The following is a 25,546-nucleotide window of genomic DNA, read 5'->3' as shown; positions in this document are numbered from 1 at the left end:
CTTCGGTATGGCCGCTGCCCGCAGGCAAGCTGGCGTCTTGCTGGAACATATGAGAGACCTTCGCAGTCAAAGTGTGAGCGGTGATACATCTACGGTATTGACCGCGCGAATTTTCCGTATGCGTAAGTAGTACTCGAATACCGGGCGAGTATTCGGCCCCCTCTACGTACCTGTACTCAGTTGGACCGGCACGGCTGCGGGGTCGAAACCAAGTAGTCGGAAAACCGGTTTCAGGTGTCCCCGGCCGTGTCCTCCCGGAAGCCCGGAATACGGCCCGCCACATGCGGCTGCGGAACCTAGCGGGGGCCGATCCCGGGGAGCTGTTCGCGGCCCTTCACGTTCAGCTTGGCGTAGCTGCGGTAGAGGTGGCCCTCAACCGTGCGCACGGACACCTGCAGTTCGGCGGCGATCTGCCGGTCGGTCAGGCCCCGCACCGCGAGCGCCACAATGTCGCGTTCGCGGCGCGTCAGGATGCCCAGCGAGTCGTCACTCTTGGCCGTGTCCTCGCCGGGAAGATCATCCGCCCGGTCCAGGCACCTCCTGCGCTGGGAGTTGGCCATGCGCTCGCGCAGGGTGTCGCCCGCGGCCCGGTAGGCGTGCGCCGCTGCGTCATAGGCAAGCGCGGCGAAGGTCCACAGCTCGGCGGCTTCACACGTCTTCGCAGCGTCCAGGTGGTCCGCGGCATTGTCCGTGCTGATGGCCGCCGCGTAGGCGCAGATCGCGGCAGCCCTCGGACCTTCGAGCCCGGGCTGCAGTTCCAGCAGCCGCGGGGCCGCGTCCGTGTCCCCCAGCGCCAGGCACAGGGCCAGCGCGTCGAGTTCGAGGCCGGCCGTGTCCGTCGCCTGATCGGGGCGTCCGAGCCGTTTCAGTTCCTCGATCGCACCGGGGTAGTTCCCGAGCCGGGCCTTGCCGTAGACCACGGCCATCGCGGCGAGGGAGCGCATGTAACGCGGCAACGCCGCCGGGGCGGTCTCGTAGTCGGCGAGGAACAGTTCGGCTTTGGTCTGGGCGCCGACTTCCGCGGCGGCGGCGAAGGCCATGGCCGCCGTGAGGGCGAACAGCTGCTGGGGGTCGGTCAGGCGCAGCGCTTCGAGCGCGGCACCCAGGGTGTGAAGTGCCTGGGCGGCTTTGCCCTGGTACAGCAGGATGATGCCGTGGGCGGCGTGGACTCCCCCGCCGAAAGAGATCAGGCTCGGCCCGGACCCGGCGACGAAACCGGCCAGGAGGGTTTCGGCTGCCTGCCAGTCTCCGGCCTGGACCGCCGCGGCAGCCGATCGGACCACGAGGAAATCCGTGAGGAAGTACAGCTCGTCGTGGTCGGTCCCGGCAGCTTCCACGGCCTGGGACATCACGGCAAACGAGCTCAGGCCCTTGCCGGCGGCCAGGAGCCGCTCCGCGTCGAGGGTCAGCCGGAAGGCCGCCTGGAGGTTGTTCGCCGGCGGCGGCAGCTCCGCGTCCGCGGGTGCCTTGGTGTAGTCGCCTGCGATGGCCAGCACCATGGCTTCCATGGTGTCCAGTCGTTCGGCGACGGCGGCGAGGACGTCCTGCGCGGTGTCCGGCCGGGCCTCGGCCAGACGCTCGCCGGCATGCTGCAGCGTCCGGGCCCGTTTCATGATCTCGTCCGGTTCATGTCCGAGCGCGGACATGACCGCGGCCCAGAGCAGTGAGCCGGCCAGCAGGCTGGGCAGCGTGTTGCCCTGGCCGAAATCGGCGTCGAGGATTTCCCATGCCGCAACGTAGTCGGAGGAGTTGTAGCGGGTCCGCGCGATCACGGCACGGGCCGCCATCTGCAGGTCCGGGTCCTTGACCAGGCCCGCGGCCTTGCGGGCGAGTTCGTCCTCGTAGAGCCGGCTGGCGAGCACCGCGGCCCGCAGGAGCTGCCGGTCCTCGACTTCGGCCCCGCATTCGATCGACCAGCTCACATGGCGCAGCAGTCCTTCGGCGGACGTTGGTTCGCTGTCCATGCGCCGCAGCAGGCTCTGCCTCAGCTGCAGGCTCCGCGCCGGCGAGATCAGGTTCCGGAGGGTGTCGCCGTACACGGTATGCCACAGCCGAAGTTCGCCGGGCGGCGAGTCGCTCACCCGGATCAGTTCGCTCTCGATCAGCGATTCCACGGCCGCTTCGCCGGCGACGGACTCGATCAGGTCCCGGGCGACCGGCTCGGCCAGCGCCACCAGGTTCAGCGCCTGTCGTTCTTCCGGCGAGCGGAGCAGCAGCTGGCGGCGCACGACGTCGGTCAGCCGGTCGCCGTGGCTGTTCAGGTGCCGGGTGAAGAGCCAGACGCCGTTCTGCCGGAGCAGCGTCCCGTCCTTCCGGGCGTCGTCGAGGAGCCCGTTGAGGAGCATCGGGTTCCCGCCGGAAGCCTCCCAGAGGATCTCAGCGACGTTGGGCAGGACTTGCGCGCCGAGCTCGCCTTCGAGCATTTCGGTGGTCTGCGCGAGGGTCAGCGGCCGGAGGTCATGCCGCTCGGCGATGCCTTCGAACCACAGCTGCAGGAGCGGCTCCGGCAGCCCCGGGCGGGCCGCCGCTCCCACGAGCAGTTTCGCCCAGCCGGCCGCGGCCAGCTCCGCCAGGATGCCCGCCGTCGCCTCGTCGAGGTCGTGGGCGTCGTCGACGATGAGCAGGAGCGGCTTCTGGGTGGCCCGTTTCTCTTCTTCCAAATGCGACCACAGGGTGCGCAGCACGGCCAGCTGCGATGTCGCGTCCTGGACCGGCAACCCGACGATGAAGGGCCCCAGGACACCGTAGGGGACATTCGTCAGGGACGCGCTGCCGTGGATCCGCACCGGTGTCACTTCGGCGGCGAGCTCGGCCACCACGGCTTCGATGAGCCTGGACTTCCCCGTCCCGCTGTCGCCGAGGACGAACACGGCCACGTGGCTGCCGCCCTGAAGCGACTCGACGGCCGACTTCAAATCTTCAGACCTCCCGGTCAAGGCGTGGTTAGCCTCGGTGCCGGGGGGCCCCGCCGTGCCCCTAGATGAGTCCAAGCAGATCACTTCGCGAAGATACGCCGAGCTTCGTAAACACCTGGTACAGGTGTCCCTCCACTGTTCTGACCGAAATGCCGACTTCCAGGGCGATGTCCTTGTTCGAGACCCCGTTTCCGGCCAGGGCGGCGATCTGCCGCTCCCGGTCGGTGAGCAGCGGCCCCTTGTTCCGGGGCATGACGGGCAGCATCGGAACCGACTCCGAGAGGCTTTCGAGCATGCTGTATGCGGCGTTGGCGCTGGCGGTCAGTCCGGCGCCCTTGGCGAAGTCGAACGCGAGCGCCGCGCAGCGGGCCTGGACGGCGTCCAGCTCCAGTGCCGCGGCCTGTTCGGCGGCTTCGAGCATCACCGCGGCATCCTTCTTCCGGCTGCCGACGGCGACCGTGCGGGACAGTTCGGACAGCGGGCCCTGCCTCAGCCCGGCGATCTCCTCCATGAAGATGAAGTCCTTGGCTGTTCCGTTGACTGTGGCTCCGAGCATGCAGATGCCGGCCAGGGTGTAGCGCCCCTTCCGGAAATGCGCCTCCGCGGACCGCACCAGCCGGTCTTTGGCCTCGGGGTCGCCGAGCCACCGCGAGGCCATGTCCATGCAGAACTCCGTCGAGCTGCTCACCGTGAACCGGGCCGGGCCATCGGCCGAGCGGGCGCGGTCCAGGTAGATGGTGGCCTGGACGGAGTTGCCGGTCTGGGCATACGCAAAGGCGGTCGCTGCGTAGGCCTGGCGCAGGGACTGCAGGCTCGCCCGGACCTCCAGCTGGGCGATGGCGGCCAACAGCGGGTCCAGCGCCATGTAGCCGCGGCCGGCATACACGTAGGCAAGCCCGACGGCGAGGTCGGTGGCGGCGCTGCCCGAATGCAGCCCGTGCCCGGCCCGGCCGCTGGCGTCCTTGAGCATGTCGATGGCCTGGCGCCACAGGCCGGACAGGAGCAGGACGTTGTAGGAACGCCAGGCGAAGTTTTCACGGAAGCGCGGCACGTGGGACCATTCGCCCAGCTGGCCGCCGACCTCGCGCATGAGTTTCTTCGCATCCAGCTCCCGGCCCGTCATGGACAGGGCCTCCATCAGGATGATGGCGGACCGGAGCCGGTGCGCGGGATCGGCGCCCGGGATGTCGGTCGTGGCCGCCGTGGTGAGCCGCTCCATCATGGGCTCGTAGTCCCCGATGAAGGACAGGTAGTTGAACTCGCACAGGTCCAGGCCCAGCCCGGCCCGGGACAGCGCGGCGGGGTCGGCCGGCGGCTCGTCCAGGCTGAGCTCCTGGAGCCGCACCCTGGCCTGCCGGAGGAGTTCGGGGACCTTGCCGGAACGATCCTCCAGCCAGGCCATGCAGTCGGCCTTCGCGGCAATGAAGTCGGCAAAGCCTTCGGCTGTGAGGTCCCTGACCTGCTGCTCGGAGACATCGTCCAGCGCGGACATCGCCTGCAGGGGCAGGCCGAGCTGGAGATAGGCCGCCGATTTTTGGAGCTGGCCGGCGGCCCACTCGGTATCCGACGGCGACAGGCTGCCGGCGCATTTGAGGGCGAATTTCGGGTCGAAGAGCTTGACGGCGGCACTGGCTGCCGCCAGTGCGTGGGCAGGGGCGAGCTGGGCGTGGCAGTCGTGGGTCCACGCCGCGTACGCCAGCAGGTCCTCGACGGTCAGCTCGTCCAGTTCATGTTTCTGGTGCCCGGGGACCTTGTCCCGGAGTTCCAGGCGGCGTTCAACGCTCAGCCAGTTGCGGACGATGTCGCCCAGGTAGCGGTCGCCGAGGGTGACCAGGTGCCGGTCCGTGCGGTCGACGACGATCTGGCCGGCTTCCTCCATGTCGGCAATGACGCCGGGGCTGTACATCCTGGCGAGCCGGGACAGCGGGAGCGTGCGTGCGCAGGAGAGGACATCGATGACTTCCCGCGCCTCAGGTGTCTCCCGGGCGTACCTGGCCCGGACGATATCTTCCAGCGCGGTCCGTCCGTCCAGTACAACCTCGTCCACCAGGGTCCAGACGGACCCGGACAGGACGAGGTTGCCGCGTTCGATCTGTTCGGACACGACGGCCTGCAGGAGGGTCGGGCTGCCGCCGACCAGCTGGTGCAGCTGGCTTGCCAGGGCGGTCGAGACGCGGTGGCCGAGGGCCGACTGGAGGACCTCCAGCGTTTCAAGTTCGGTCAGGTTTGCCAGCCGCACCTCGGCAAGCTGGCCGGAGGTGATGAGCCAGTAGAAGTCCGGCGGAAGGTCCGTGGTGCGCTGGGCCGTCGCGATGAGCCGGGCGGTGCGGGTCTGCAGCAGGTTCAGCAGGACACCGGTGCTCAGTTCATCCAGCGCCCCCGCGTTGTCGAGCAGGATAACGCACTGACGGCCGGCCGCGTCGTCGCGGATCAGTGAGGTGATGCCGTGCAGGATGGCTGTCGGCGAGCCCAGGGAGCTCTGCGGGAGCCGCGCCAGGGTGAAAGCGAGGCAGCCGTAGGGCGTGGCCGTCCCGGGTCCTGAACTCCGGAGCTGGATGGTGTAGACCTCGGGGCCGAATCCCGCGAGGGCAGTCCGGCCGACCAGCGTCTTGCCGACACCGCGGTCGCCGGTGATAACGACGCCCATCCGGTCCTGCGCCAGCAGTTCCGTCCGGACGCGCTCGGCGTCGGCGCTGCGTGCCAGGCCGGACCATCCGTGCCTCGCGACCGGACCGGCGGCATGTTCTTCTTCGGCGGGTGCCAATGTAGTGGAAACATTCCCCCAGCCCAGCGAATCCCTCGACATGTAGTTTCCTTCGTACCGCTTTGTAGACAGCAACCCCAGACTGCCCACTTAGAAGTAGCGTATCCCTATCCCCCGACGTGAGAGTAGACAGATCATAACCGGAATGCCGGATTCTTGGAACGGAAACCCATTATTCGGACATCTTGGTGGGGTCCGGGCCCTGTTTACCGGGTTGTGGCGGGTTCACTGCGCTTTGGCGGGGTGGAACTTCTGCTGGGCCGCGAGCAGGCCGTCCTTGACCAGAAGCTCGACGGCGTCGGCGGCTGAATCGATGAGGAAGGGCAGGTCCTTCTTCTCCGGGGCGGAAAAATCACGCAGGACGAAGTCGGCGGTGTCCATCCGGCCCGGCGGACGTCCGACGCCCACCCGCACGCGCAGGTAGTCCTTGGTGGCCAGGGCCTTGGAGATGTCGCGCAGCCCGTTGTGGCCGCCTTCCCCGCCGCCGAGCTTCAGCTTCACGGTGTCGAAGGGAATGTCGATCTCGTCGTGGACGGCGATGACGTGGGCGGGGTCGATCCCGTAGAACTGTGCCAGCGCCGAGACCGGGCCGCCGGAGACGTTCATATAGCAAAGCGGCTTGGCCAGCACCACCCGGGGCCCGCCGATACCCAGGCGGCCTTCGAGGACCTGGGCACGGGATTTGTGTGATTTGAAGCCGCCCCCGGCGCGCGCGGCGAGCTCGTCCAGGACCATCTGGCCGACGTTATGCCGGTTGTGGCTGTACTCGGGTCCGGGATTGCCAAGGCCTACGATCAGCCAGGTGTCGGTCATGGATCAGTCCTTCGGTAGGCCCGGGTCGGGGCGGGACGCGCAGGGCGGAACGGGTCGTCAGACGACGGCGGCCGGGCCCCTCAGGGACCCGGCCACCGGTGAATGCGCAGAAATTACTCGGCTGCTGCTTCGGATTCCGCGGCGGCGGGAGCCTCAGCGGCTTCCTCGCCGGCTTCTTCGCCCTCTTCGACGATTTCGACAGCCTCGGAGATGTTGACAACCAGGGCCTCGGGGTCGGCCAGCAGGGCAACGCCCTTCGGCAGGACGAGGTCGGAGGCGTGGACGTGCTCGCCGGCGCCGCGGCCTTCGATGCTGACCTCGATGGCGGTCGGCAGGTGGGTTGCCTCGGCTTCGACGGAAACAACCGTCAGTTCGAGGTTCTGGACGGTGCCCGGGGCGGCTTCGCCGGTCACGTGGACGGGGACGTCAACGGTGACCTTCTCGCCGGTGCGGACGGTCAGGAGGTCCAGGTGCTCGACGATCTGCTTGATCGGGTTGCGCTGGATGTCCTTGACCAGGGCCAGGTGCTGTTCACCGTTGATGTCCAGGGTGAGCAGGGCGTTGGGGACGCGGACCGCCAGGGTGGTGGCCTTCGCCGGCAGGGTGATGTGGATCGGCTCGGCGCCGTGGCCGTAGATGACGGCCGGGATCAGGTTGGCCATGCGGGCGCGGCGGGCGTAGCCCTTGCCGAATTCGGTGCGGACTTCTGCTGCGAGCTTCTGCTCAGACATGGGGTAACTCCTCGTGGCATTTCAAGCTAAACGGTGGTCAGCAAGGGCGGAGGTCTGTTTGCGACCTTCAACGCCGGGCTGCCGTGCAGCTGCCCTTCAGAAGGAGATTCAGACCCAGTCGATAACGGAGACCAGCAGCCCGGCGGCCGTGTATACAGTATGTATACGGCTTACCGGCGCTCTCCCTCGCCAAGGTTTCGGTACAACCCTACCAGCGGCGGGCCAGGTTTCTGAAACCGGGCCCACCGGCAGCGCGGGACGGGCAGCGCGGGACGGGCAGGGATCAGGCCTGGCCGTCGAACAGGCTGGTGACGGAGCCGTCGTCGAACACTTCACGGACGGCGCGCGCGATCAGCGGCGCGATGGACAGCACCGTCAGCTGCGGGAAGCGCTTGTCCGCGGAGATCGGCAGCGTGTTGGTCACCACGACCTCGCGGGCACCGGACTCGGACAGCCGGCGGGCCGCCGGGTCGGAGAACACGGCGTGCGTCGCGGCGATGATGACATCCTTGGCGCCGGCGTTCTTGAGCACCTGGACGGCGCCGGAGATGGTTCCGCCGGTGTCGATCATGTCGTCGATCAGTACACAGGTGCGGCCCTCGATCTGGCCCACGACCGTCTTGGACACGGCCTGGTTGGGGACCGTCAGGTCGCGGCTCTTGTGCACGAACGCCAGCGGGGCGCCGCCGAGGCGTTCGGCCCACTGTTCGGCGACGCGGACGCGGCCGGTGTCCGGGGAGACGACGGTGATGTTGTCCGAGCCGACGCGGGTGCGGATGTAGTCGGCCAGGAGCGGGATGGCCATGAGGTGGTCCACGGGGCCGTCGAAGAAGCCCTGGATCTGCGAAGTGTGCAGGTCCACGCTCATGATCCGGTCGGCCCCGGCGGTCTTGTAGAGGTCGGCGACCAGGCGCGCGGAGATCGGTTCGCGGCCGCGGCCCTTCTTGTCCTGCCGGGCGTAGGGGTAGAACGGGGACACCACGGTGATGCGCTTGGCGGAGGCCCGCTTGAGCGAATCGATCATGATCAGCTGTTCCATGAGCCAGTTGTTCAGCGGGGCCGGGTGGGCCTGGATCACGAAGGCGTCGGTGCCGCGGACGCTTTCGCCGGCGCGAACGTAGATTTCCCCGTTGGCGAAATCGTACGCGTCCAGCGGCAGCAGCTCGGTGCCCAGCTCCTTCGCGATTTCCTTCGCCAGCTCAGGGTGCGCCCGCCCCGCGGCCAGCACCAGCTTCTTTTCGCCGTGTGCCGTAATTTCGCTCATGATTGCTAGCCCTCTTCTGTTGGTGCCGGAGTAGTGGAGGAAGTCGGGGCGACGCCTGCGGCGGCTGTTGCGGCGGCGGACTGGGCCAGGGCGGCGGACAAGGAGCCGGGGCGGTTCGCCGCCACCCAGCCTTCCGCGTTGCGCTGCTTGGCCAAAGAAAGGGCGAGGGCACCGGCCGGGACGTCCTGGCGGATGATGGCGCCGGCGCCGCTGTAGGCGCCGTCGCCCACAGTGACCGGGGCCACGAACACAGTGTTGGAACCGGTGCGCACGCCGGAGCCGATCACCGTGCGGTGCTTCTTCTCGCCGTCGTAATTGGCCGTGATGTTGCCGCAGCCGATGTTGGTGTTCTCGCCGATTTCGGCGTCCCCGGCGTAACCGAGGTGGGACAGCTTGGAGCCGCGGCCGATCGTGACGTTCTTGGTCTCGTAGAACGCACCGATCTTGCCGGTCTCGCCCAGGACGGTGCCGGGGCGCAGGTAGGTGAAGGGGCCGACGCTGGCACGCGCCCCGATCGTGGAGCCGGAGCCGTGCGTGCGAACCACCTTGGCGCCCTCCCCTACCGTGACATCGCTGAGGGTCGTGTCGGGGCCGACGACGGCGTCGCGCGCCACCGTGGTGGCGCCATGCAGCTGGGTGTTGGGCAGGAGGCGCACGTCCTCGTCGAGCGTCACCGTGGAGTCGATCCACGTGGTGGCGGGGTCGACGACGGTGACGCCGGCGCGCATCCAGGCCTCGACCGTGCGGCGGTTGTGTTCGGCGCCGAGGGCCGAGAGCTGGACGCGGTCGTTGGCGCCTTCGACCTGCCAGCGGTCCGCGGTGACGACGGCGGCGACACGGCCGCCCGCGGCACGGGCCAGGGCCAGGACATCGGTCAGATACTTTTCGCCCTGCGCGTTGTCGGTGGTGATGTGGACCAGCGCGTCGCGCAAAACGGCGGCGTCGAAGGCGTAGATGCCGGAGTTGATTTCGCGGATTCCGCGTTCGGCCTCGGTGGCGTCCTTGTGTTCGCGGATGCCCGTGACGGTTCCGTCGCCGGCACGGAGGATGCGGCCGTAGCCGGTGGCGTCGTCGAGGACGGCAGTGAGGACGGTGACAGCGTTGTCGTCGGCCTCGTGGACGGCAACGAGCTCGGCCAGCAGTTCACCGGTAAGCAGGGGCACGTCGCCGTAGGTGACCACCACCGTTCCGCTCAGCGGGCCTTGGGCGTCGAGGGCCTCCAGGGCGGCTTCGACCGCGCGTCCGGTGCCGGGGACGTCGTCCTGGTCCACGATCAGGGCCTTCGGATCGAGGGCGGTGACGTGGGCGGCCACGAGGTCGCGTTCATGCCGGACCACCAGGGCCAGCTCGCGGGGGTCGATGCTGCGGGCGGCGTTGAGCGCGTGACCCACCAGGGACCGCCCGCCGATCTCGTGAAGGATCTTCGGCGTGCGGGATTTCATCCGGGTGCCGGCCCCTGCAGCTAGGACGATCACGGCGGCTGGGCCGGTGTTCTCGGGGCTCACGTGTTGGCTCTCCTTGCTTGGTTGCGCAGTGTGTCTCGCCAGTTCCGCCCATAGGATTCGAACCTATACTCCACGGCTCCAAAGGCCGGGGTGCTGCCGTTACACCAGAGCGGACCGTGCCCTGGGTTGACCTGGGGCACGAGAACCAATTCTGCCACGAAGGTCGATGCTCGTGCGACTCAGCGCCCGCAGCACCGGCTGTGAGGCGGCCGGGCTGTTTCCCGCGGACGGTCACCGGCCGTGCGGCGGGCCGGGGTAGGGCATGATGGAGCTGTGAGCAACATTGCAGGCGCATCCGGCGGGGCGGACACCGGCAACGGGCGGCCCGGGCGTGCCCCCGGCCACGCTCCCCGGCCCCGGATGACGGGCCCGCAGCGCCGCACCCAGCTAATCGGCATCGGCCGCGGACTCTTCGCACTCCGCGGCCTAGACGGCACCACCATTGAGGAAATAGCCGCCACCGCGGGCGTCTCCAAGCCGGTGATCTACGAGCACTTCGGCTCGAAGGAGGGCCTGTACACGCAGGTGGTGGACTACGAATTCCACATCCTGCTGACCTCCATCAACGAGGCCCTGTCCGAGGAAGCCAAACCCCGTGTCCTGGTGGAGCGGGCCGCCCTGGCCCTGCTGACGTACATCGAGGACCGGACCGACGGATTCCGGATCCTCATGCGCGACGCCCCGCCGTCCCAGCCGGAGGGCGCCTTCTCGACCCTGCTCTCACAGGTGGCGGCCCGGGTGGAACACATCCTCGAAGACGAACTCGCCCGCCGCGGCTTCAGCCCGGCCGACGGAGCCATGTACGCCCAGATGCTCGTGGGGATGGTCGCGATGACCGGGCAGTGGTGGCAGGACAGCCGTACCCCGGACAAGCGCGAGGTCGCCGCCCACCTGGTCAATCTGGCCTGGAACGGCCTGACCGGTCTGCAGAAGGACCCGGAGTTGCGCAGCCAGGACTAGGGTTCCGGGCGCGGGCCCCGGCCCCACCCCCCAGTGGGACATGCCCTCCCCTGGCCCGGAACTGGTCCCCGGAAGTTGGACTGGGATACTCATTCCGACTCCCTGGGAGCAGTAACACCCCGGGGAATGGACATAGGACCACCATGCCTGTCCCTGGCCTTTGCCGCCGGACATGCCCCCTGGGCTTCAGCCGCTCCGCGGGACATGCTCATCCCTGCCCGCGGGACATGCTCATCCCTGCACTCGGGACATGCTCATCCTTGCCCTCGGGGAGTGGACATAGCGCCCCTATGTCCACTCCTTGTCCGCCCGGCTGGACATGCTCTGAGGGTTTCGGGCACTCCGCGGGACATGCTCATTCTTCGCTTCAAAAGAGGAGCATGCCCCGGGAGGACTAAGGACTGCGGGGAGCATGCCCAGCCGCGCCGCGGCACACTGAGCATGTCCCAAGGGATACGAGGGCTGCGGGGAGCATGTCCATGCGTGGGGCGGCACACTGAGCATGTCCCCCGCGGGGGCGGCCAGCAGGCGGGCTACTCCCCCAGCAGCTCGACCGCTTCGAGCCATTCGAGTTCGAGGTCTTCGCGTTCCCCGACGAGGTCCTGGAGTTTCCGGTTGAGTTCGGCGAGCTCGTCGAACTTGCTGGCGTCCCCGGCCCCGGCCGTCATCTGCGCGTGGATCTTCTCTTCCTGCTGCTGGAGCTTGCCCAGCTGGCGCTCGATCCGGTTCTTGGCCTTGCGGGCCTCCCGCTTCTCCGCCTCCGAAGGGCCGGAGGCGGCCGGTGCGGGTCCCCCGCCGGCAGCTGTGACGGGGTTGCCGCCGCCGGCCACCGTGGAGCCGGCCAGCGCCGACCCGCGCAGTTCCAGGTACTGGTCGACGCCGCCGGGCAACCCGCGGAGCTTCCCGTCGCCCAGGAGCGCCATCTGGTGGTCGGTGACGCGTTCGAGCAGGTATCGGTCGTGGCTGACCACCACCAGGGTGCCGGGCCAGCCGTCCAGGACGTCCTCGACGGCGGCCAGGGTGTCCGTGTCGAGGTCGTTGGTCGGTTCGTCGAGCATCAGCACGTTGGGTTCGCCGACCAGGAGCCGCAGCAGCTGCAGGCGCCGGCGTTCGCCGCCGGAGAGATCCTTGACCTGGGTCCACTGCTTCTGGTTGGTGAAGCCCAACTGCTCCACGAGCTGGCCGGCGGTGAACTCCTTGCCGCCGACGTTGAAAGAACGCTTCTCGCGCTCGATCACCTCGATCACGCGCAGGTCCGAGACGTCGTCGAGCTCCTTGACCTCCTGGGTCAGGACGGCGGTGACCACGGTCTTGCCCCGCTTGACCTTGCCCGAGGTGGGCTGGATCTCGCCGTTGAGCAGCTTCAGCAGGGTGGTCTTGCCCGCGCCGTTGACGCCCACGAGGCCCAGCCGCTCGCCCGGCGCGAGACGCAGCGTGATGTTGTCGAAGAGTTTCTGCCCGGACTCGCCGCCCAGCAGGTCCAGGGACACGTTTTCCAGGTCCAGGACGTCCTTGCCGAGCCGGGCCGTGGCCATCTTGCTCAGCGCCATGGAGTCGCGCGGTTCCGGGACGTCCTCAATCAGGGCGTTCGCGGCCTCGATCCGGAACTTGGGCTTGGAGGTCCGGGCCGGGGCGCCGCGGCGCAGCCAGGCGAGCTCCTTCTTGACCAGCTGCTGGCGTTTGCCTTCGACGACGGCGGCCATCCGGTCGCGCTCGGCCCGGGCCAGGACGTAGGCCGCGTAACCGCCCTCGAACGGGTCCATGACGCCGTCATGGATTTCCCAGGTCTTGTTGCAGACTTCGTCGAGGAACCAGCGGTCGTGCGTGACCACGAGGAACGCGCCCTGGTTGGCCCGCCAGCGGGTCTTCAGGTGCCGGGCCAGCCACGCGACGCCTTCGACGTCAAGGTGGTTGGTGGGCTCGTCGAGCATGATGACGTCGTGGTCCTCGATCAGCAGCTTGGCCAGGGCCACCCGCCGCTTCTGCCCGCCGGAAAGCGCGTGCACGTTGGCGTGCCAGTCGACGTCGGACACCAGGCCGCCCATGACTTCGCGGATCTTGGGGTTGGCGGCCCATTCATGGTCCGCTTTGTCCCCCACAATGGCCGCGCCGACCGTGAGGTCGCCGTCGAGGACGTCGCTCTGGTCCAGGTAGCCGATGTTGACGTCGCCGCGCTTGGTGACCCGGCCCGAGTCCGGGGTGGCCCGCATCGCGAGCAGGCGCATGAGGGTCGACTTGCCGTCGCCGTTGCGGCCCACCATGCCGATCCGGTCGCCTTCTTCCAGGCCAAGGGTTACGCCGTCAAGGACGGTCCGGGTTGCATACGAGACCGTGAGGTTCTCGCCGCCGAGCAGGTGTGCCACTGGAACTGCTTTCTGGGGATTCGGTGCTGGGATTCGGTGCGGTGGTTCGGTGATGTGTTGCCGTGGGAGCGGAAAAGCTCCTAAAGGAGCGTATCGGAGATGATGCGGGCCCCGGGCACCGGGCCGTGGACGGCCATGGCGTCGAGTCCGTGGTGCCGGAGGTCCTCGGCGAGTCCGGCGGCGGCGGCGGCGCTGTGCGCCAGGAACGCGACGGTGGGTCCGGAGCCGGAGACGATTCCCGCGACCGCGCCGCAGGCCTCCCCGCACCCCAGGGTGTCCCGCAGGTTCGGGGCCAGTTCGATCGAGGCGCGCTGGAGGTCGTTGACCAGGACCCTGCTGAGGGCATCGGCGTCGCCGCTGCGCAACGCCGTGAGAACACCGGGGTCGACGGCGACCGGCTCGTCCGCGGCCACGCCCTCCGCGGCGCGCAGCCGGTCCAGGGTCCGGAAGACCTCCGGGGTGGACAGGCCGAAGTCGGCCGTGACCAGGACCCAGTCGGTCTGGGCCTTGACGAGGGCCGGGGAGAGGTCGTCGCCCACGCCGAGGCCGACGGCGGTGCCGCCCAGGAGCGCGAACGGCACGTCGGCGCCGAGCTCGGCCGCGAGGTGGGCGAGCTCATCTCGGGACAGGCCGCTGTTCCACAGCGCGTCGCAGGCCAGCAGGGTGGCGGCGGCGTCGGCGGAGCCGCCGCCCATGCCGCCGGCCACGGGCACGCGTTTGGTGATTTCCAGGTGGACGCCGGTCGCGTGCTCGGAGACGTCGGCCATGATCGCCGCCGCCTTGTAGGCGAGGTTCCGGTGGTCGAGCGGGATGTCCACGCCGTCCAGGTCCAAAGTGCTGGCGTCGCTGATGCTGACGGTGATCCCGCCGGTGTCGGTGCTGGTGGCGGCGACCTCCTCGTAGAGCGAGACCGCCAGGTAGACGCTGGCAACCGAGTGGTAGCCGTCCGGCCGCAAGGGTCCGACGTCCAGTGAGACATTGACCTTGCCCGGAGCCTTGACCCGGACAGTCCTCGCGGCAAAGCGCCCTCTCACTGCGTTCATGGCTCCACGCTATGGCATCCCGGCCCGGGCTCCAAGCACGGGACGGCGCCCGGGGACACCCCTGCCGTCGGCGTCACGGAACTCAGGAGCCGGGCCGGCCGTGGGCTTCGGCGATCCGGGCAAAGGCCTCGATGTCGATGACTTCACCGCGGGCGGCGGGATCGACGCCGGCGGCGCGCAGGCAGCGTTCGGCCTCGGCGGCGCTGCCGGCCCAGCCGGCCAGGGCCGCCCGCAGGGTCTTGCGGCGCTGCGCGAAGGCGGCGTCGACCACCGCGAATACCTGTTCGCGGGTGGCCGTTGTGACGGGCGGTTCCCGGCGGGTGAAGGCGACGAGTCCGGAGTGGATCTTGGGCGCCGGCCAGAATACGTTCATGCCGATCACCCCGGCCTTGCGCATGCTGCTGTACCAGGCGGCCTTGACCGAGGGCACGCCGTAGGTCTTGGACCCCGGGCCCGCCGCGAGCCGGTCGGCGACCTCGTCCTGGACCATGACGAGGCCGTGCTGCAGGCTCGGGAAGTGCTGCAGCAGGTGCAGGACCACCGGAACGGCGACGTTGTAGGGCAGGTTCGCCACGAGCGCGGTGGGTTCCGCCGGCAGTTCCGTGACTTTCATGGCGTCGGCCAGGACGAGGTGGAAGTCTTCCGCCGCCTGCGGGCGCCACTGGCGGACCGTGTCCGGCAGGCGCCCGGCGAGGACGGGATCGATTTCGACGGCGACGACGGTCCCGGCGGCATCCAGCAGGCCCAGGGTCAGCGAGCCGAGCCCGGGGCCGACCTCGAGGACCGTCTCCCCGGCCCGGATGTCCGCGGCGGCCACGATGCGCCGGATGGTGTTGCCGTCGATCACGAAGTTCTGGCCCAGGGTCTTCGTGGGCCGCACACCGATTTCCTCTGCGAGCCGGCGGATGTCGGAGGCGCCCATCAGCGGTGCGGGCGCCGCTGCCGGCAGGCTTTCGGGGGCGTCGGGGCTCGGTTCAGTCACCTAGGTATCCTATCCCGGCGCCGGTACGCCACAGGCCGGGTCCGGAAGGGATCCGGACCCGGCCTGTGCGGTCTCCGCGGCTGTGGTCAGCCGCCGCGGAGAGCGGGCGGAGGTTGGCCGGCGTTCACCCGCCGGCAGGGCGTGCTAGCTGGAGGCGGCCCAGCCGCAGCCCCAGGGGCCGAGGCCGCGCTGGGCGTAAACGCGGTTGGCGATGTCAATCTGCTGGGCCTTGGTGGCGAGGCTGGCGTTCGGGGCGTAGGCGCCGCCGCCGGAGCCGAGCCAGGTCCGGATGTCGAACTGCAGGCCGCCGTAGTAGCCGTTGCCCGTGTTGATCGACCAGTTGCCGCCGGACTCGCACTGCGCGATCTTGTCCCACATGCCCTGGTTCATCATGGCCGGGGCGGCCGCGCCGGTGTTGGCGGGCTTGGGCTTTTCCTTGGTACCCACGGTGACTTTCTCGGTGACCGGCTGGGCGTTGACGGTCTCGGACACCAGGGTCCGGGAGGCCTCGCGGCCGTCCACGAGGACCAGCTTGAAGCTCTTGGTGGTGGAGCCGGCGACGCCGGCCTGGGTGACGGTCTTCTCGCCCTTGAACATGTCGGCGCTCTCGGTGGTGAGTGTGTCGTACGCGACGGGCTCGGTGGTAGTGGCCGTCTTGCTGACGTCGACGCGGGAAACCTTGATGACCATGTCATTGACCACCGGCGCGTTCCCGGGCTGGGAGACGCGGTCACTGGCCCCGAGGGACACTCCGGCGTCCTCGAGCACCTTGGCCACGGTGGCCTCGGTCGTCGTGGTCTTCGCCGCCTTGCCGTCCGCGACGATGCTGACGGTCTTCGGCGTCGTGATCTCGACGAAGGAGCCGGAAACGGCCAGCTGGGCGTCCTTCGGCACCGACACCTGCGAGGCGCTGGCCACGCCGAGCTCGGTCACGAGCCCTTCAACGGTGGGCGAGGTGGTGTTGATGGTCCGTTCGGCGCCGTCCAGGCTGACCTTGACGGCCTTGGCGAGGTTGACGTTGATGACTGATCCGTCCTGCACATTGGTGTCCACCGACGGCGACACCCGGTCGGCCGGCTGCAGTTCAACCTTGGCACTCTTAACGACCTGTCCGACGGTCCCGCCGAAGGTCTGGACGGAGCTGACTCTGCCGTCCACGTTGAGTGTGATCGTCTTGTTGTTGCCGACAAAGGCCACCAGGCCCAGCACGAGTGCCACGAGCACCACGAGCTGCGCACCAACTTTGACGAAGCTGATCTTGCCGTCCGATGTGAAGAACTTGACCACGATTGCCCGAATCTCTTGGACCTTCCGGGCACGGGGATAGGTGCATGCGGCCACCTCCCGTGAGCGCGCCAAGGGCGGTTCCGGACAGGGTCCGAAACGTCACGAAAGATGCATGCACTGCCTCACCCAAAACGAGAGCGCGCATGTGGTTCGTTGGCCACGATGCACGCCCTGCTTGGCTGAAATTATCCGTAGGCCTTCCCCGACCCCGGCTAATAGTTGACCACTGTAACCGTAGCGTTATAAAGCAGCCAAGAAATTGTGCATACCCGGTATATCGACGGCGGGGTCCCGTCCGGGACGTTCAGGCCCAGGATCCGTAGGCCCGCAAGGAGTTTTCGGCGATTTGCGCGCACAGCGCCGACAGGTCTTTTCCAGTCACATCCGCCATGGCCCGGACGGTGTAGGGAACCATGTAGCTCGCGTTGGGACGGCCGCGGTGCGGGTGCGGGGTGAGGAACGGCGCGTCGGTTTCGACCAGGATCCGTTCCGGCTCCGCGATGGCCAGGGCAGCCCGCAGGTTCACGGCGTTCTTGAACGTCACGGTTCCGGCAAACGACATGTACCAGCCCTCGGCGTTGCACGTCCTGGCGAGTTCCTCGCCGCCGGAGAAACAATGGAACACCACGCGCTCCGGGGCGCCTTCCTCGCGCAGGACCTGGACGACGTCGTCGTGCGCGTCGCGGTCGTGGATCTGCAGCGTGAGGCCGAGCCGTTTGGCGATGTCGATGTGGCGACGGAAGGAGTAGCGCTGGTGGGCCAGCCCCTCCCCTTCGGTCCGGAAAAAGTCGAGGCCCGTCTCGCCGATTGCCCGGATGCGCGGGTGGGCGGCGAGGGCCTCGATTTCGGCCAGGGCGTCCTCCAGTTCGCCGCGGCGCGCGTAGTCCGGGGCATCATTGGGGTGCAGGGCGACGGCGCCGAGCAGCCGCGGGTCAAGCTCCACGGCTTTGACCGTGAACCGGGACGATTCGAGGTCGCAGCCCACTTGCACGGCACCCTGGACGCCCACGGCCGCAGCGGTGTCGAGGGCGTCCCGCACGCTCACGGACGGCCCGTCATTGGGAAAGTCCAGATGCGTGTGGTTGTCCATGACCGGGACGGGCAGCGGTTCCGGTGCGGGCGGATACCCGCCGCGGCCGGTGCCGTCATTTCCGGGCGACCGGAATGGCATGGGGGTGAGGGGATTGAGCATTCCTCCACCCTATCGGGCGGCCAGAATTCCCCGGAACTCTCTGTCAGGCCCGGCAGTTGTGTTAGTAGTCTGTTAGTACTCTGTTATTTCCCCGTAAGGAGACAGGCGAACCCGACCGCGGAGCCCGGCTGCTGTTGCCGGTCCGTTCCGGGGACTACCAGGGCTGAAAGGCTGCCGATGGATTACCACCGCACTTCCCTCGACGACGTCCTCCCCGGAGGCCAGGACTTCCCGGGCCTCCCTGCCACAGAGCCGGATTCGGCCGGGCACCGGCCCGCGCCGCGGGTCCAGGACGCCATGGACGCGGAGGCCTTCCATTCGGCCAGCACGCGGATCCTTACGGCCATCAACACGGTGATCGACGGCAAAGCCGATGCGGCAAGGCTGGCCCTGACCGTGCTCCTCGCCCAGGGCCACCTGCTCCTGGAAGACGTCCCCGGGGTGGGCAAGACCCTGCTCGCCAAGACCCTGGCCCGCAGCATTGACTGCTCCGTCAGCCGGATCCAGTTCACCCCGGACCTGCTGCCGTCCGACGTCACGGGAGTGTCAGTCTTCAACCAGGCGACCCGCTCTTTCGAATTCCGCCACGGCGCCGTTTTCGCCAACATCGTCATCGGGGACGAGATCAACCGGGCCTCCGCCAAGACCCAGTCGGCCCTGCTCGAATGCATGGAGGAGCACCAGGTCACGGTGGACGGCACGTCCTACCGGCTGGATGAGCCGTTCATGGTGGTGGCCACCCAGAACCCCATTGAGATGGAAGGCACCTACCCGCTGCCGGAAGCGCAGCGGGACCGCTTCATGGCCCGGATTTCCATGGGTTACCCGGACACCGAATCCGAGATCGAAATGCTCGAAACCCACCAGGCGTCCTCGCCCCTGGCAAGCGTCACTGCGGTAGTCACGGCCGCTGAGGTGGCCGCGATGATCGCGACCGTGCAGCAGGTCTACGTGTCACGGTCCATCAAGGAATACACGGTGGCGCTCGGACGTGCCACGCGGGAGAGCGGGCTGCTCCGGCTCGGCGCCAGCCCCCGGTCCATGCTGCAGCTCCTGCGTGCCGCCAAAGCCACGGCCGCGCTGGAGGGCCGGGACTTCGTGCTGCCGGACGACATCGTCAGTGTCGCCGAGGCCGTCCTCGCCCACCGGATCATCGTGGACCGGAAAGCGTCCAGCGCGGGCGAGACACCGCACAGCGTCATCCGGACCATCATCGCCGGGATCCCGGTGAACCCGGAGGTGGCGGCGTCAGCCCATGGAGACGGCCGGAAGGCCTCCCCGCTGGCCGCCGCACCGGCGCCCAAACTGCCGAACCCGCGCTAGGACGCGGTCCAGCCGTGGCGTTGAGGGACCGGCTCCCCGGACACATTTTCAGCACCCGCGGCTGGGGCCTGATCGGCGCGGGTGCGGTTTTTCTGCTGGCGGCCCAGATCATGGGGCGCCGTGACCTGCTGGCGCTGGCCGTGTTCCTGCTGGTCCTGCCGCTGCTGTCCCTGGCCGGGACGCGCATGCTGAAGCCCAGCTTCAGGGTCTACCGCGAATTCAGCCCGTCCCCGGTCGAGACGTCGGCGCGCACCACGGTGCGGCTGGCCGTCGCGCGGACCGGGTCGGGGACAGGCCATGCGGTCATGGAGGAGCACCTGCCGGCCCGGTTCGGCGAATCCCCCGTTTTCCGGTTCCCGGCCCGGGCCGCGGCCGGCGGAACCAGCCGCTACGAGTACCACCTGCGCTCCGCCAAGCGCGGCCAGTTCCTGATCGGGCCGGTCACCGCAGAGTTCAGCGATCCGTTCGGGTTGTCTTTCCACCGGCACGCGATTGACGGCGGCGACCTCCTCACCGTGACGCCCGCGGCCGTGGAGCTTCCCGAGACGGGGCTGGCCGGTGCCCGCGGGTACGACGGCGTCACCGCCACCCGGATCCGTGCCAATCCAAGCGACGACGACGTCATGACCCGCGAATACCGCCACGGGGATCCCATGCGCCGGGTGCACTGGGCCGCCACCGCACGCCACGGGTCCCTCATGGTGCGGCAGGAAGAATCCGTCACGACCCCCGAGGCGACCATCATCCTGGACCAGCGGCTCGCCGCCTACCCCCACGGCGTCTTTCGGCCCGGGACCGGAGAGAAGGATGGCCATGAGCTGGTGACCTGCGAGGGGTTCGAATGGGTCGTTACCGCGGCGATGTCAATCGGCGCCCACCTCGCGGAGCGCAACTACTCCCTGCGCTTCCTGGACACCGCGGGCGCGCCTGCCTTCCGGCTGTCGCCCTCCGCCCCCGAGCCCGAGGCAGAGGAATTCAGCGGGGCCGCAGGACTGCAATCCGTAGCCGAAAGCCTCGCCGCCATCCAACTCTCCGGCGCGCACCACAACCACCTGCACCGTCCCCGGGTGCCCGGCACGGCTCCCGCCGCCGGGACAAGCGGCGGGGCCGGGGCGCACGCCTTCGATGACGCCCTGATGGACAAACTCTCCGCCCACCGGCAGCGCGGACCTGTCCTGGCGCTCCTGGGCCACCTGACCCCGGCCGAGGCCCGGGCGCTGTCGCCGGCGGCCGCGTTCGGGCCGAGCGCCTTCGCCCTGCTGGTCACGGATCCGGTCCACGGATCCGACGACATGCCTGAGGTCTTGGAGGCGCTGCGGCTGGGCGGCTGGCGCGCCGTGGCAGTGTCCGCCCGGACCCCGCTGCCCGAAGCCTGGGCAGCCTTCGACCAGGCCGGCCCGGTCCTGTCCGCCACGTCCGATCTCCGCCGCGGCGCAGGAGGCCGGCGATGACCCTCGCACCGCAGCGCAGCACCGGTCCGGGACATTCCGGCGCGGACCAACCGGCGGTGGTCCTCTCCCCCGGCCCGGCCGCCCGGCGCGGCCGCCCGGGCGCCCAGCCCTGGGTGATGGGGGCCGCCGTCGCCGCGGCCGTCGCCGGTGCCGCCCTTGGGCTCAACGGCGTCCTGCGCGGCTGGGCCTGGTACTCGCCCGTGCTGACCACCGTCCTTGCCGTGGCCTTCGCCATGGCAGCGCTCCGGTCCCTGCGGGCCCGGCCCTGGCTCGTGGCGTCCGGCGGGCTGGCGGCACTCGTGGTGGTCCTGACCTTCACCTTCTTCCGGCAGCACAGCATCGCCGGGATCATTCCGTCCGCCGAGACCATGAGCTACCTGGGTAAATTCCTGCGGCGCGCGAGCGAGACCGTCCTGGCCGAGAGCACCCCGGTGGCTCCCAACGCAGGCATTGTCATGCTGATCTGCGCGGTACTGGGGCTGCTGGTGGTCCTCGTGGACACCCTGGCATTTCCACTGGCACTGCCGGCGACCAGCGGGCTCGGGATCCTGGCGATCCTCGTGGTGCCGGCCATGATCAAGCCGCAAAGTGTGGGGGTGCCGGGCTTCGTCGGCGCCGCCGTCGGCTTCCTCCTGATCCTGGGCTGCAGCCACTGGTTCGCGCCGGATGCCGGCACCCGTGCCGACACCGCCCGGGATCCCGGGCAAATCCGGCGCGGCGCGGTCACCGGCGTCATGGCGCTGACCGTGACACTGGCCGCCCAGCTGGTCATCCCGGGCTTCGACCAGGGCACGTTTCCGCAGGGTTCGAGGCTGAACCCCTTCGGGGCCGCCGCCGGCCTGAATCCGATGATCACCCTGGGCAGCAGCCTGCGCAGCCCCGCCGGCAACGGCCGGATCACGTTCGCCACGAACGCCCCGACCACGCCGTACTTGCGGTCGGTGACGGTGGACAGCTTCGACGGCGATTCCTGGGCCCCTGATGACCGCGAGTCCACCCGGCGGCCGGGCACCGGAAAGATCGACGCCGGCGTGGAGAGCGCCGCGACGGAACTTCGCGTGGTCACGGCCGTCAACACGGGCCAGTACACGAGCCCCTATCTCCCGGCGCCGTACGCACCGGAGTCGGTCAGCGGACTGACCGGGCGCTGGACCTGGGACCCTGCCACGCTCAGCATCAAGGGGCTGGACACGAACTCCCGCGACCAGCAGTACGTGGTGACGTCCGTCGCCCCGCAGATTACCGCCGGGCTGCTGGCCGAGGCCGCCGGGCCGGCGCGCGGGCTCCCGGAGCAGTTCCTCCGCCAGCCCTCGAACGTGCCGGAGATCGTGCGGACCACCGCCGCTTCGGTGACGGCCGGAGCGGCCACCCCGTACGGGCGAGCCTTGGCCATCCAGAAGTACCTGCGTTCACTCGACTTCACCTACTCGTTGCAGTCCCCCGTCCAGGGCGGCTATGACGGGAACGGCCTGTCCGTCCTCGCGGACTTCCTGACCCAGAAGAGCGGGTACTGCATTCACTTCGCCTCGGCCATGGCCGTGATGGCGCGGCTGGAGGGCATTCCGAGCAGAATCGCCGTCGGCTATGCCCCGGGGCGCCCCACAGGGGCCACCGTGTCCGTCTCCGGGCAGGGGCCGTTGCCCGAGTTCGAGGTCGATGCCCGGGACGCGCATGCATGGCCGGAACTGTACTTCCAGGGCATCGGCTGGGTGCCGTTTGAGCCGACGCCCTCCCGTGGCGTCGTCCCGGCCTACGCCACCGAGGCCGCCACGCCCAGCGGTGCCAGCACCAATGAACGCAACGACGCCTTAACCCCCGGGGAGCGTTCCACCGCGGCGCCGGTTCCCACGACCGCCCCGGTCCCCCTTCCCGCGGCCGGGGCGCCGGGTGCCTCGGATGCGCGCCCGGCCCAGGCGCTCTACGGCGCCGCCGTGGTGCTGCTGCTGGCGTTGCTGGCAGCCTCGCCGCGGCTGGTGCGCAGCGCCGTGCGGCGCCGCAGGCTCAGGACGGTGTCCCGCGGCGACGGCGGCGCGCCACCCGGACCGGCGTTGCAGGCCTGGGCGGAACTGCGGGATCTGGCCACGGACTACGGCGTGGTGCCCGGGGCCAGCGAGACGCCGCGGCACTTCTCCGCGCGCCTGCGTGCTTCCGGGGCGCTGGGCGCGCCCGCCGGCGGCCCCGGCGGCGCGGACGCTCCCGGGCAGCGGGCCGCGGCAGCCCTGACCGAGGACTTCGAACGTGAGCGGTACGGCCGTCCGGCCCGGAAACCGGGGAGCACGGCTCCGGGCGACGCTGCCGCCGCCGCGGCGAGAATTGCCCTGGTGCAGTCAGCACTGCGGTCCAATGCGAAGCTTCCGGTCCGGCTGCGTGCGGACTGGCTGCCGCCGTCGGTCTTCTCCGGCTGGCGGCAGGCCCTGCCGGCGTCCCGCGGGGCCCTCGCCCGGACAGCAAAGCGCACCCGGCGGGGCGTTGCCGAATCCTGGCTGAGGATCCGCGCTGCCGTCCGCCGGGTGCGCCGGGGCTAGCCGGCCGCGGTCCGCTGGTGCGGGGCCGCGGCCGGCGGAGTAGTTCCTAGGCCTGGTCGGCGTAGGGGTCGGCGATGCCGATGTACTGGGTGTAGAGGTATTCCTCGATGCCTTCGAGGCCGCCTTCCCGGCCCAGGCCGGACTGCTTGACCCCGCCGAAGGGGGCGGCCGCGTTGGACACCACGCCGGCGTTCAGGCCCAGCATGCCGGTCTCGAGGCGTTCACCCATCCGGATGCCCCGGTTCAGGTCCTTTGTGAAGACGTAGGCCACCAGCCCGTACTCGGTGTTGTTCGCCAGCCGGACGGCGTCGTCCTCGGTGCTGAAGGTGATGATCGGGGCGACGGGGCCGAAGATTTCCTCGGACAGGATCCGGGTGCCTTCGGTGACGCCCTTGAGGATGGTCGGCTGGTAGAAGTAGCCCGGGCCCTCGACGGCGGAGCCGCCGGTCACGGCGACCGCGCCGGAGTTCACGGCGTCGGTGACGAGTTCGTGGACCTTGTCCCGGCTCTTCGCATCGATCAGCGGACCGACCTTCGAGTCGGCCTCGGTGCCCCGGGCCGTGGTCATGTCCTTCATCTTCGCGGCGAACTTCTCCGCGAACTCGTCCGCGACGGACTCGTGCACGATGAACCGGTTCGCCGCGGTGCAGGCCTCGCCCATGTTCCGCAGCTTCGCCAGCATCGCCCCGGCGACGGCGGCATCGACGTCGGCGTCTTCGAACACGACGAACGGGGCGTTTCCGCCGAGTTCCATCGAGGTCCGCAGCACCGTTTCCGACGCGTCCGAAAGCAGCCGCCGGCCGACCTCGGTGGATCCGGTGAAGGACAGCTTCCGCAGCCGGGAGTCCTTGATCAGCGGCCCGGTCGTGGCCCCGGCGGTGGAGGTCGGGATCACGTTCAGGACCCCGGCCGGCAGCCCGGCCTCGACCATGACGGCGGCGAACAGCTGCGAGGTCAGCGGGGTCAGGTTCGCGGACTTGAGCACCATCGTGCAGCCCGCGGCGACGGCCGGGGCGATCTTCCGGGTGGCCATGGCCAGCGGGAAGTTCCACGGCGTGATCAGCAGGCAGGGGCCCACCGGCTTCTTCGTCACCAGGAGGCGGGACTTGCCGTCCGGGGACACCGAGTACCGGCCGAAGGCGCGGACGGCCTCCTCGGAGAACCAGCGCAGGAACTCCGCACCGTAGGTGACCTCGCCGCGGGCCTCGGCCAGCGGCTTGCCCATCTCCAGGGTCATCAGCAGTGCGAAGTCCTCCGCCCGGGCCGTCACCAGTTCGAACGCCCGGCGCAGGATCTCCCCGCGCTCCCGCGCCGGGACCTTCGCCCAGGACTCCTGCGCCGCGGCGGCGGCGTCGAGGGCGGCCTTGCCGTCCTCCGGACCGGCGTCGGCGATGCTCAGCAGCACCTTGCCGGTCGCGGGATCCTCGATGTCGAACGTCTTCCCGGAGACGGCCGGGCGCCATTCACCGTTGATCAGCAGGCCCGTCGGGACAGAGGCCAGCAGGGCACTCTCCCGCTCCGCGGAAACAATAGGCTGGGCAGTTACGGTCACAACGACTCCCTCGTCAGCAATTCGGTTGGATCCAGTTGGTTGCCACTGGATTTTTGGCTCTGGTTTGCCGGCACGACCTCCCGGCGGCGACGCTCGCTGCCGTGGGCCCGGGCGTGCGGATTACTGCCACGGTACTGCCGCGCTTACGGGCAAGTCTATGCATGCGCGCACTATGCGGTCTGGAATGTGCTGTGCAGCTGCACAACTAGCTGGAGCACCCCCCACTGGACATGTCCCTTGGCTCAACGCCCCCGGCGGACATGCCCACCCCACCCAAGGTGAAGTGGTCCCCGGAAGTTGGACTGGGATATTCATTTCCGACTTCAGGGGAGCAGTTTTATGTTTGGTCGTAGTCCGTTGTCTGAAGATCAGCGCGAGGCCGCTGTAGCGTGGTTTGAGAAGGGCATCGCGGATGCGGCGACTGCGCGGGTGATGGGTGTGGCTCGCTCGCCGGTCAAGGGCCTGTATCTGCGGTGGAGGATCCATGGTCGAGGAGTGCTGGTGGCCAAGCAGACGAAACAGGTGTACTCGTTCGAGCTGAAGCTGGCCTTGGTCGAGCGGTTCATCGCGGGTGAGACCGCCCAGGCTCTCGCGGCGGAGGCCGGGTTGTCCTCGTCGGGGTTGCTGAAGAACTGGGCGGCTGCGTATCGCCGCGAGGGTGCCGATGCGTTGCGTCCGAAGGCTGGCGGCAGGCCCGGGAGGCCCGGGTCCCCGCCGCCGGAGCCGGAGCCCGGGCCGGGGGCGGAGTTGGAGAGGCTGCGCCGGGAGAACGAACGGTTGCGGGCGGAGGTGGCTTACCTGGGAAAATTGCGGGCCTTGAGGGCGCAGGAACGACGGTGAAGGTCCAGGCCCTCACCGCCCTCAAGGCTGACTTCC

Annotated in this window: 17 protein-coding genes and 1 tRNA gene; 5 read left to right on the top strand and 13 right to left on the bottom strand. The window is 69.2% G+C overall.

All coding sequences use genetic code 11. The features are described from left to right. Positions 1–296: 296 nt before the first annotated feature. The 7 genes from CFN17_RS12850 to CFN17_RS12820 form a co-directional block, all read right to left on the bottom strand. On the bottom strand, positions 297–2,999 hold the full coding sequence (locus CFN17_RS12850) for a LuxR family transcriptional regulator (RefSeq protein ID WP_261792191.1): 2,703 nt from the start codon (positions 2,997–2,999) through the stop codon (positions 297–299). Beyond that, positions 2,977–5,721, bottom strand: coding sequence for a LuxR C-terminal-related transcriptional regulator (locus CFN17_RS12845; protein WP_208748132.1), 2,745 nt, complete (start codon positions 5,719–5,721; stop codon positions 2,977–2,979). Before CFN17_RS12845 ends, CFN17_RS12850 begins: the two co-directional genes overlap by 23 nt. 183 nt (positions 5,722–5,904) lie before the next feature. Further along, positions 5,905–6,492: an aminoacyl-tRNA hydrolase gene (gene pth / locus CFN17_RS12840; protein WP_208748130.1), complete on the bottom strand. Its 588-nt coding sequence runs from the start codon at positions 6,490–6,492 to the stop codon at positions 5,905–5,907. Between the two features lie 113 nt (positions 6,493–6,605). Next, a complete protein-coding gene (locus tag CFN17_RS12835; RefSeq protein ID WP_208748128.1) occupies positions 6,606–7,223 on the bottom strand; it encodes a 50S ribosomal protein L25/general stress protein Ctc in 618 nt (205 codons plus the stop codon). Positions 7,224–7,506: 283 nt separating this feature from the next. Continuing rightward, complete coding sequence (locus tag CFN17_RS12830; protein WP_208748127.1) at positions 7,507–8,487, bottom strand: ribose-phosphate diphosphokinase; 981 nt, start codon at positions 8,485–8,487, stop codon at positions 7,507–7,509. Positions 8,488–8,492: 5 nt separating this feature from the next. Continuing rightward, the gene (glmU, locus tag CFN17_RS12825) at positions 8,493–9,992 is read right to left on the bottom strand and encodes a bifunctional UDP-N-acetylglucosamine diphosphorylase/glucosamine-1-phosphate N-acetyltransferase GlmU (RefSeq protein WP_208748126.1); all 1,500 of its coding nucleotides are present in this window, start codon (positions 9,990–9,992) and stop codon (positions 8,493–8,495) included. A 42-nt stretch (positions 9,993–10,034) separates the two neighbouring features. Further along, positions 10,035–10,106, bottom strand: a tRNA-Gln gene (locus CFN17_RS12820). 246 nt (positions 10,107–10,352) lie between these two features. Between CFN17_RS12820 and CFN17_RS12815 the strand changes: the two genes are divergently transcribed. After that, positions 10,353–10,952 (top strand): TetR/AcrR family transcriptional regulator, encoded by a 600-nt coding sequence (locus tag CFN17_RS12815; RefSeq protein ID WP_208751481.1) that lies wholly within the window; start codon positions 10,353–10,355, stop codon positions 10,950–10,952. A gap of 533 nt (positions 10,953–11,485) precedes the next feature. Here the strand turns inward: CFN17_RS12815 and CFN17_RS12810 are convergent. The 5 genes from CFN17_RS12810 to CFN17_RS12790 form a co-directional block, all read right to left on the bottom strand. Continuing rightward, complete coding sequence (locus CFN17_RS12810) at positions 11,486–13,315, bottom strand: ABC-F family ATP-binding cassette domain-containing protein (RefSeq protein WP_208748125.1); 1,830 nt, start codon at positions 13,313–13,315, stop codon at positions 11,486–11,488. A gap of 80 nt (positions 13,316–13,395) precedes the next feature. Further along, positions 13,396–14,358: a 4-(cytidine 5'-diphospho)-2-C-methyl-D-erythritol kinase gene (locus CFN17_RS12805; RefSeq protein WP_208748123.1), complete on the bottom strand. Its 963-nt coding sequence runs from the start codon at positions 14,356–14,358 to the stop codon at positions 13,396–13,398. A gap of 82 nt (positions 14,359–14,440) precedes the next feature. Next, positions 14,441–15,280, bottom strand: a complete 840-nt coding sequence (gene rsmA / locus CFN17_RS12800; protein WP_208751480.1) for a 16S rRNA (adenine(1518)-N(6)/adenine(1519)-N(6))-dimethyltransferase RsmA — start codon at positions 15,278–15,280, stop codon at positions 14,441–14,443. A gap of 204 nt (positions 15,281–15,484) precedes the next feature. Further along, positions 15,485–16,627, bottom strand: a complete 1,143-nt coding sequence (locus CFN17_RS12795) for a resuscitation-promoting factor (protein ID WP_208748122.1) — start codon at positions 16,625–16,627, stop codon at positions 15,485–15,487. A gap of 304 nt (positions 16,628–16,931) precedes the next feature. Further along, a complete protein-coding gene (locus CFN17_RS12790) occupies positions 16,932–17,819 on the bottom strand; it encodes a TatD family hydrolase (RefSeq protein WP_208748120.1) in 888 nt (295 codons plus the stop codon). Between the two features lie 177 nt (positions 17,820–17,996). Here CFN17_RS12790 and CFN17_RS12785 point away from each other — a divergent pair, with 177 nt between their 5' ends. Genes CFN17_RS12785 through CFN17_RS12775 form a run of 3 tightly spaced genes read left to right on the top strand, consistent with a single transcriptional unit; the run spans position 17,997 to position 23,118 of the window. After that, positions 17,997–19,142, top strand: coding sequence for a MoxR family ATPase (locus CFN17_RS12785; protein ID WP_208748118.1), 1,146 nt, complete (start codon positions 17,997–17,999; stop codon positions 19,140–19,142). 14 nt (positions 19,143–19,156) lie between these two features. After that, the gene (locus CFN17_RS12780; RefSeq protein WP_208748116.1) at positions 19,157–20,593 is read left to right on the top strand and encodes a DUF58 domain-containing protein; all 1,437 of its coding nucleotides are present in this window, start codon (positions 19,157–19,159) and stop codon (positions 20,591–20,593) included. Beyond that, positions 20,590–23,118: a DUF3488 and transglutaminase-like domain-containing protein gene (locus tag CFN17_RS12775; protein ID WP_208748115.1), complete on the top strand. Its 2,529-nt coding sequence runs from the start codon at positions 20,590–20,592 to the stop codon at positions 23,116–23,118. The genes CFN17_RS12780 and CFN17_RS12775 overlap by 4 nt, the downstream gene beginning before the upstream one ends. Before the next feature lie 46 nt (positions 23,119–23,164). Here the strand turns inward: CFN17_RS12775 and CFN17_RS12770 are convergent, their stop codons facing one another. Continuing rightward, positions 23,165–24,670: an NAD-dependent succinate-semialdehyde dehydrogenase gene (locus CFN17_RS12770; RefSeq protein ID WP_208748113.1), complete on the bottom strand. Its 1,506-nt coding sequence runs from the start codon at positions 24,668–24,670 to the stop codon at positions 23,165–23,167. Positions 24,671–25,027: 357 nt separating this feature from the next. Here CFN17_RS12770 and CFN17_RS12765 point away from each other — a divergent pair, with 357 nt between their 5' ends. Next, a complete protein-coding gene (locus tag CFN17_RS12765) occupies positions 25,028–25,510 on the top strand; it encodes a helix-turn-helix domain-containing protein (RefSeq protein WP_208748112.1) in 483 nt (160 codons plus the stop codon). The last annotated feature ends 36 nt before the right edge of the window (positions 25,511–25,546 follow it).

The organism is Arthrobacter sp. PM3 (assembly GCF_003352915.1).
In the GTDB taxonomy this organism is placed as follows: domain Bacteria; phylum Actinomycetota; class Actinomycetes; order Actinomycetales; family Micrococcaceae; genus Arthrobacter.
This window is presented reverse-complemented; position numbering and strand designations above follow the sequence as displayed.

What these genes read in the sequence shown, in the direction of transcription:
- CFN17_RS12775 (WP_208748115.1), top strand. Translation starts at nt 20,590, where the DNA reads ATGACCCTCGCACCGCAGCGCAGCACCGGTCCGGGACATTCCGGCGCG.
- pth (WP_208748130.1), bottom strand. Translation starts at nt 6,492, where the DNA reads ATGACCGACACCTGGCTGATCGTAGGCCTTGGCAATCCCGGACCCGAG.
- rsmA (WP_208751480.1), bottom strand. Translation starts at nt 15,280, where the DNA reads ATGGGCGCCTCCGACATCCGCCGGCTCGCAGAGGAAATCGGTGTGCGG.
- CFN17_RS12805 (WP_208748123.1), bottom strand. Translation starts at nt 14,358, where the DNA reads ATGAACGCAGTGAGAGGGCGCTTTGCCGCGAGGACTGTCCGGGTCAAG.
- CFN17_RS12830 (WP_208748127.1), bottom strand. Translation starts at nt 8,487, where the DNA reads ATGAGCGAAATTACGGCACACGGCGAAAAGAAGCTGGTGCTGGCCGCG.
- CFN17_RS12785 (WP_208748118.1), top strand. Translation starts at nt 17,997, where the DNA reads ATGGATTACCACCGCACTTCCCTCGACGACGTCCTCCCCGGAGGCCAG.
- CFN17_RS12790 (WP_208748120.1), bottom strand. Translation starts at nt 17,819, where the DNA reads ATGCTCAATCCCCTCACCCCCATGCCATTCCGGTCGCCCGGAAATGAC.
- CFN17_RS12845 (WP_208748132.1), bottom strand. Translation starts at nt 5,721, where the DNA reads ATGTCGAGGGATTCGCTGGGCTGGGGGAATGTTTCCACTACATTGGCA.
- CFN17_RS12835 (WP_208748128.1), bottom strand. Translation starts at nt 7,223, where the DNA reads ATGTCTGAGCAGAAGCTCGCAGCAGAAGTCCGCACCGAATTCGGCAAG.
- CFN17_RS12815 (WP_208751481.1), top strand. Translation starts at nt 10,353, where the DNA reads ATGACGGGCCCGCAGCGCCGCACCCAGCTAATCGGCATCGGCCGCGGA.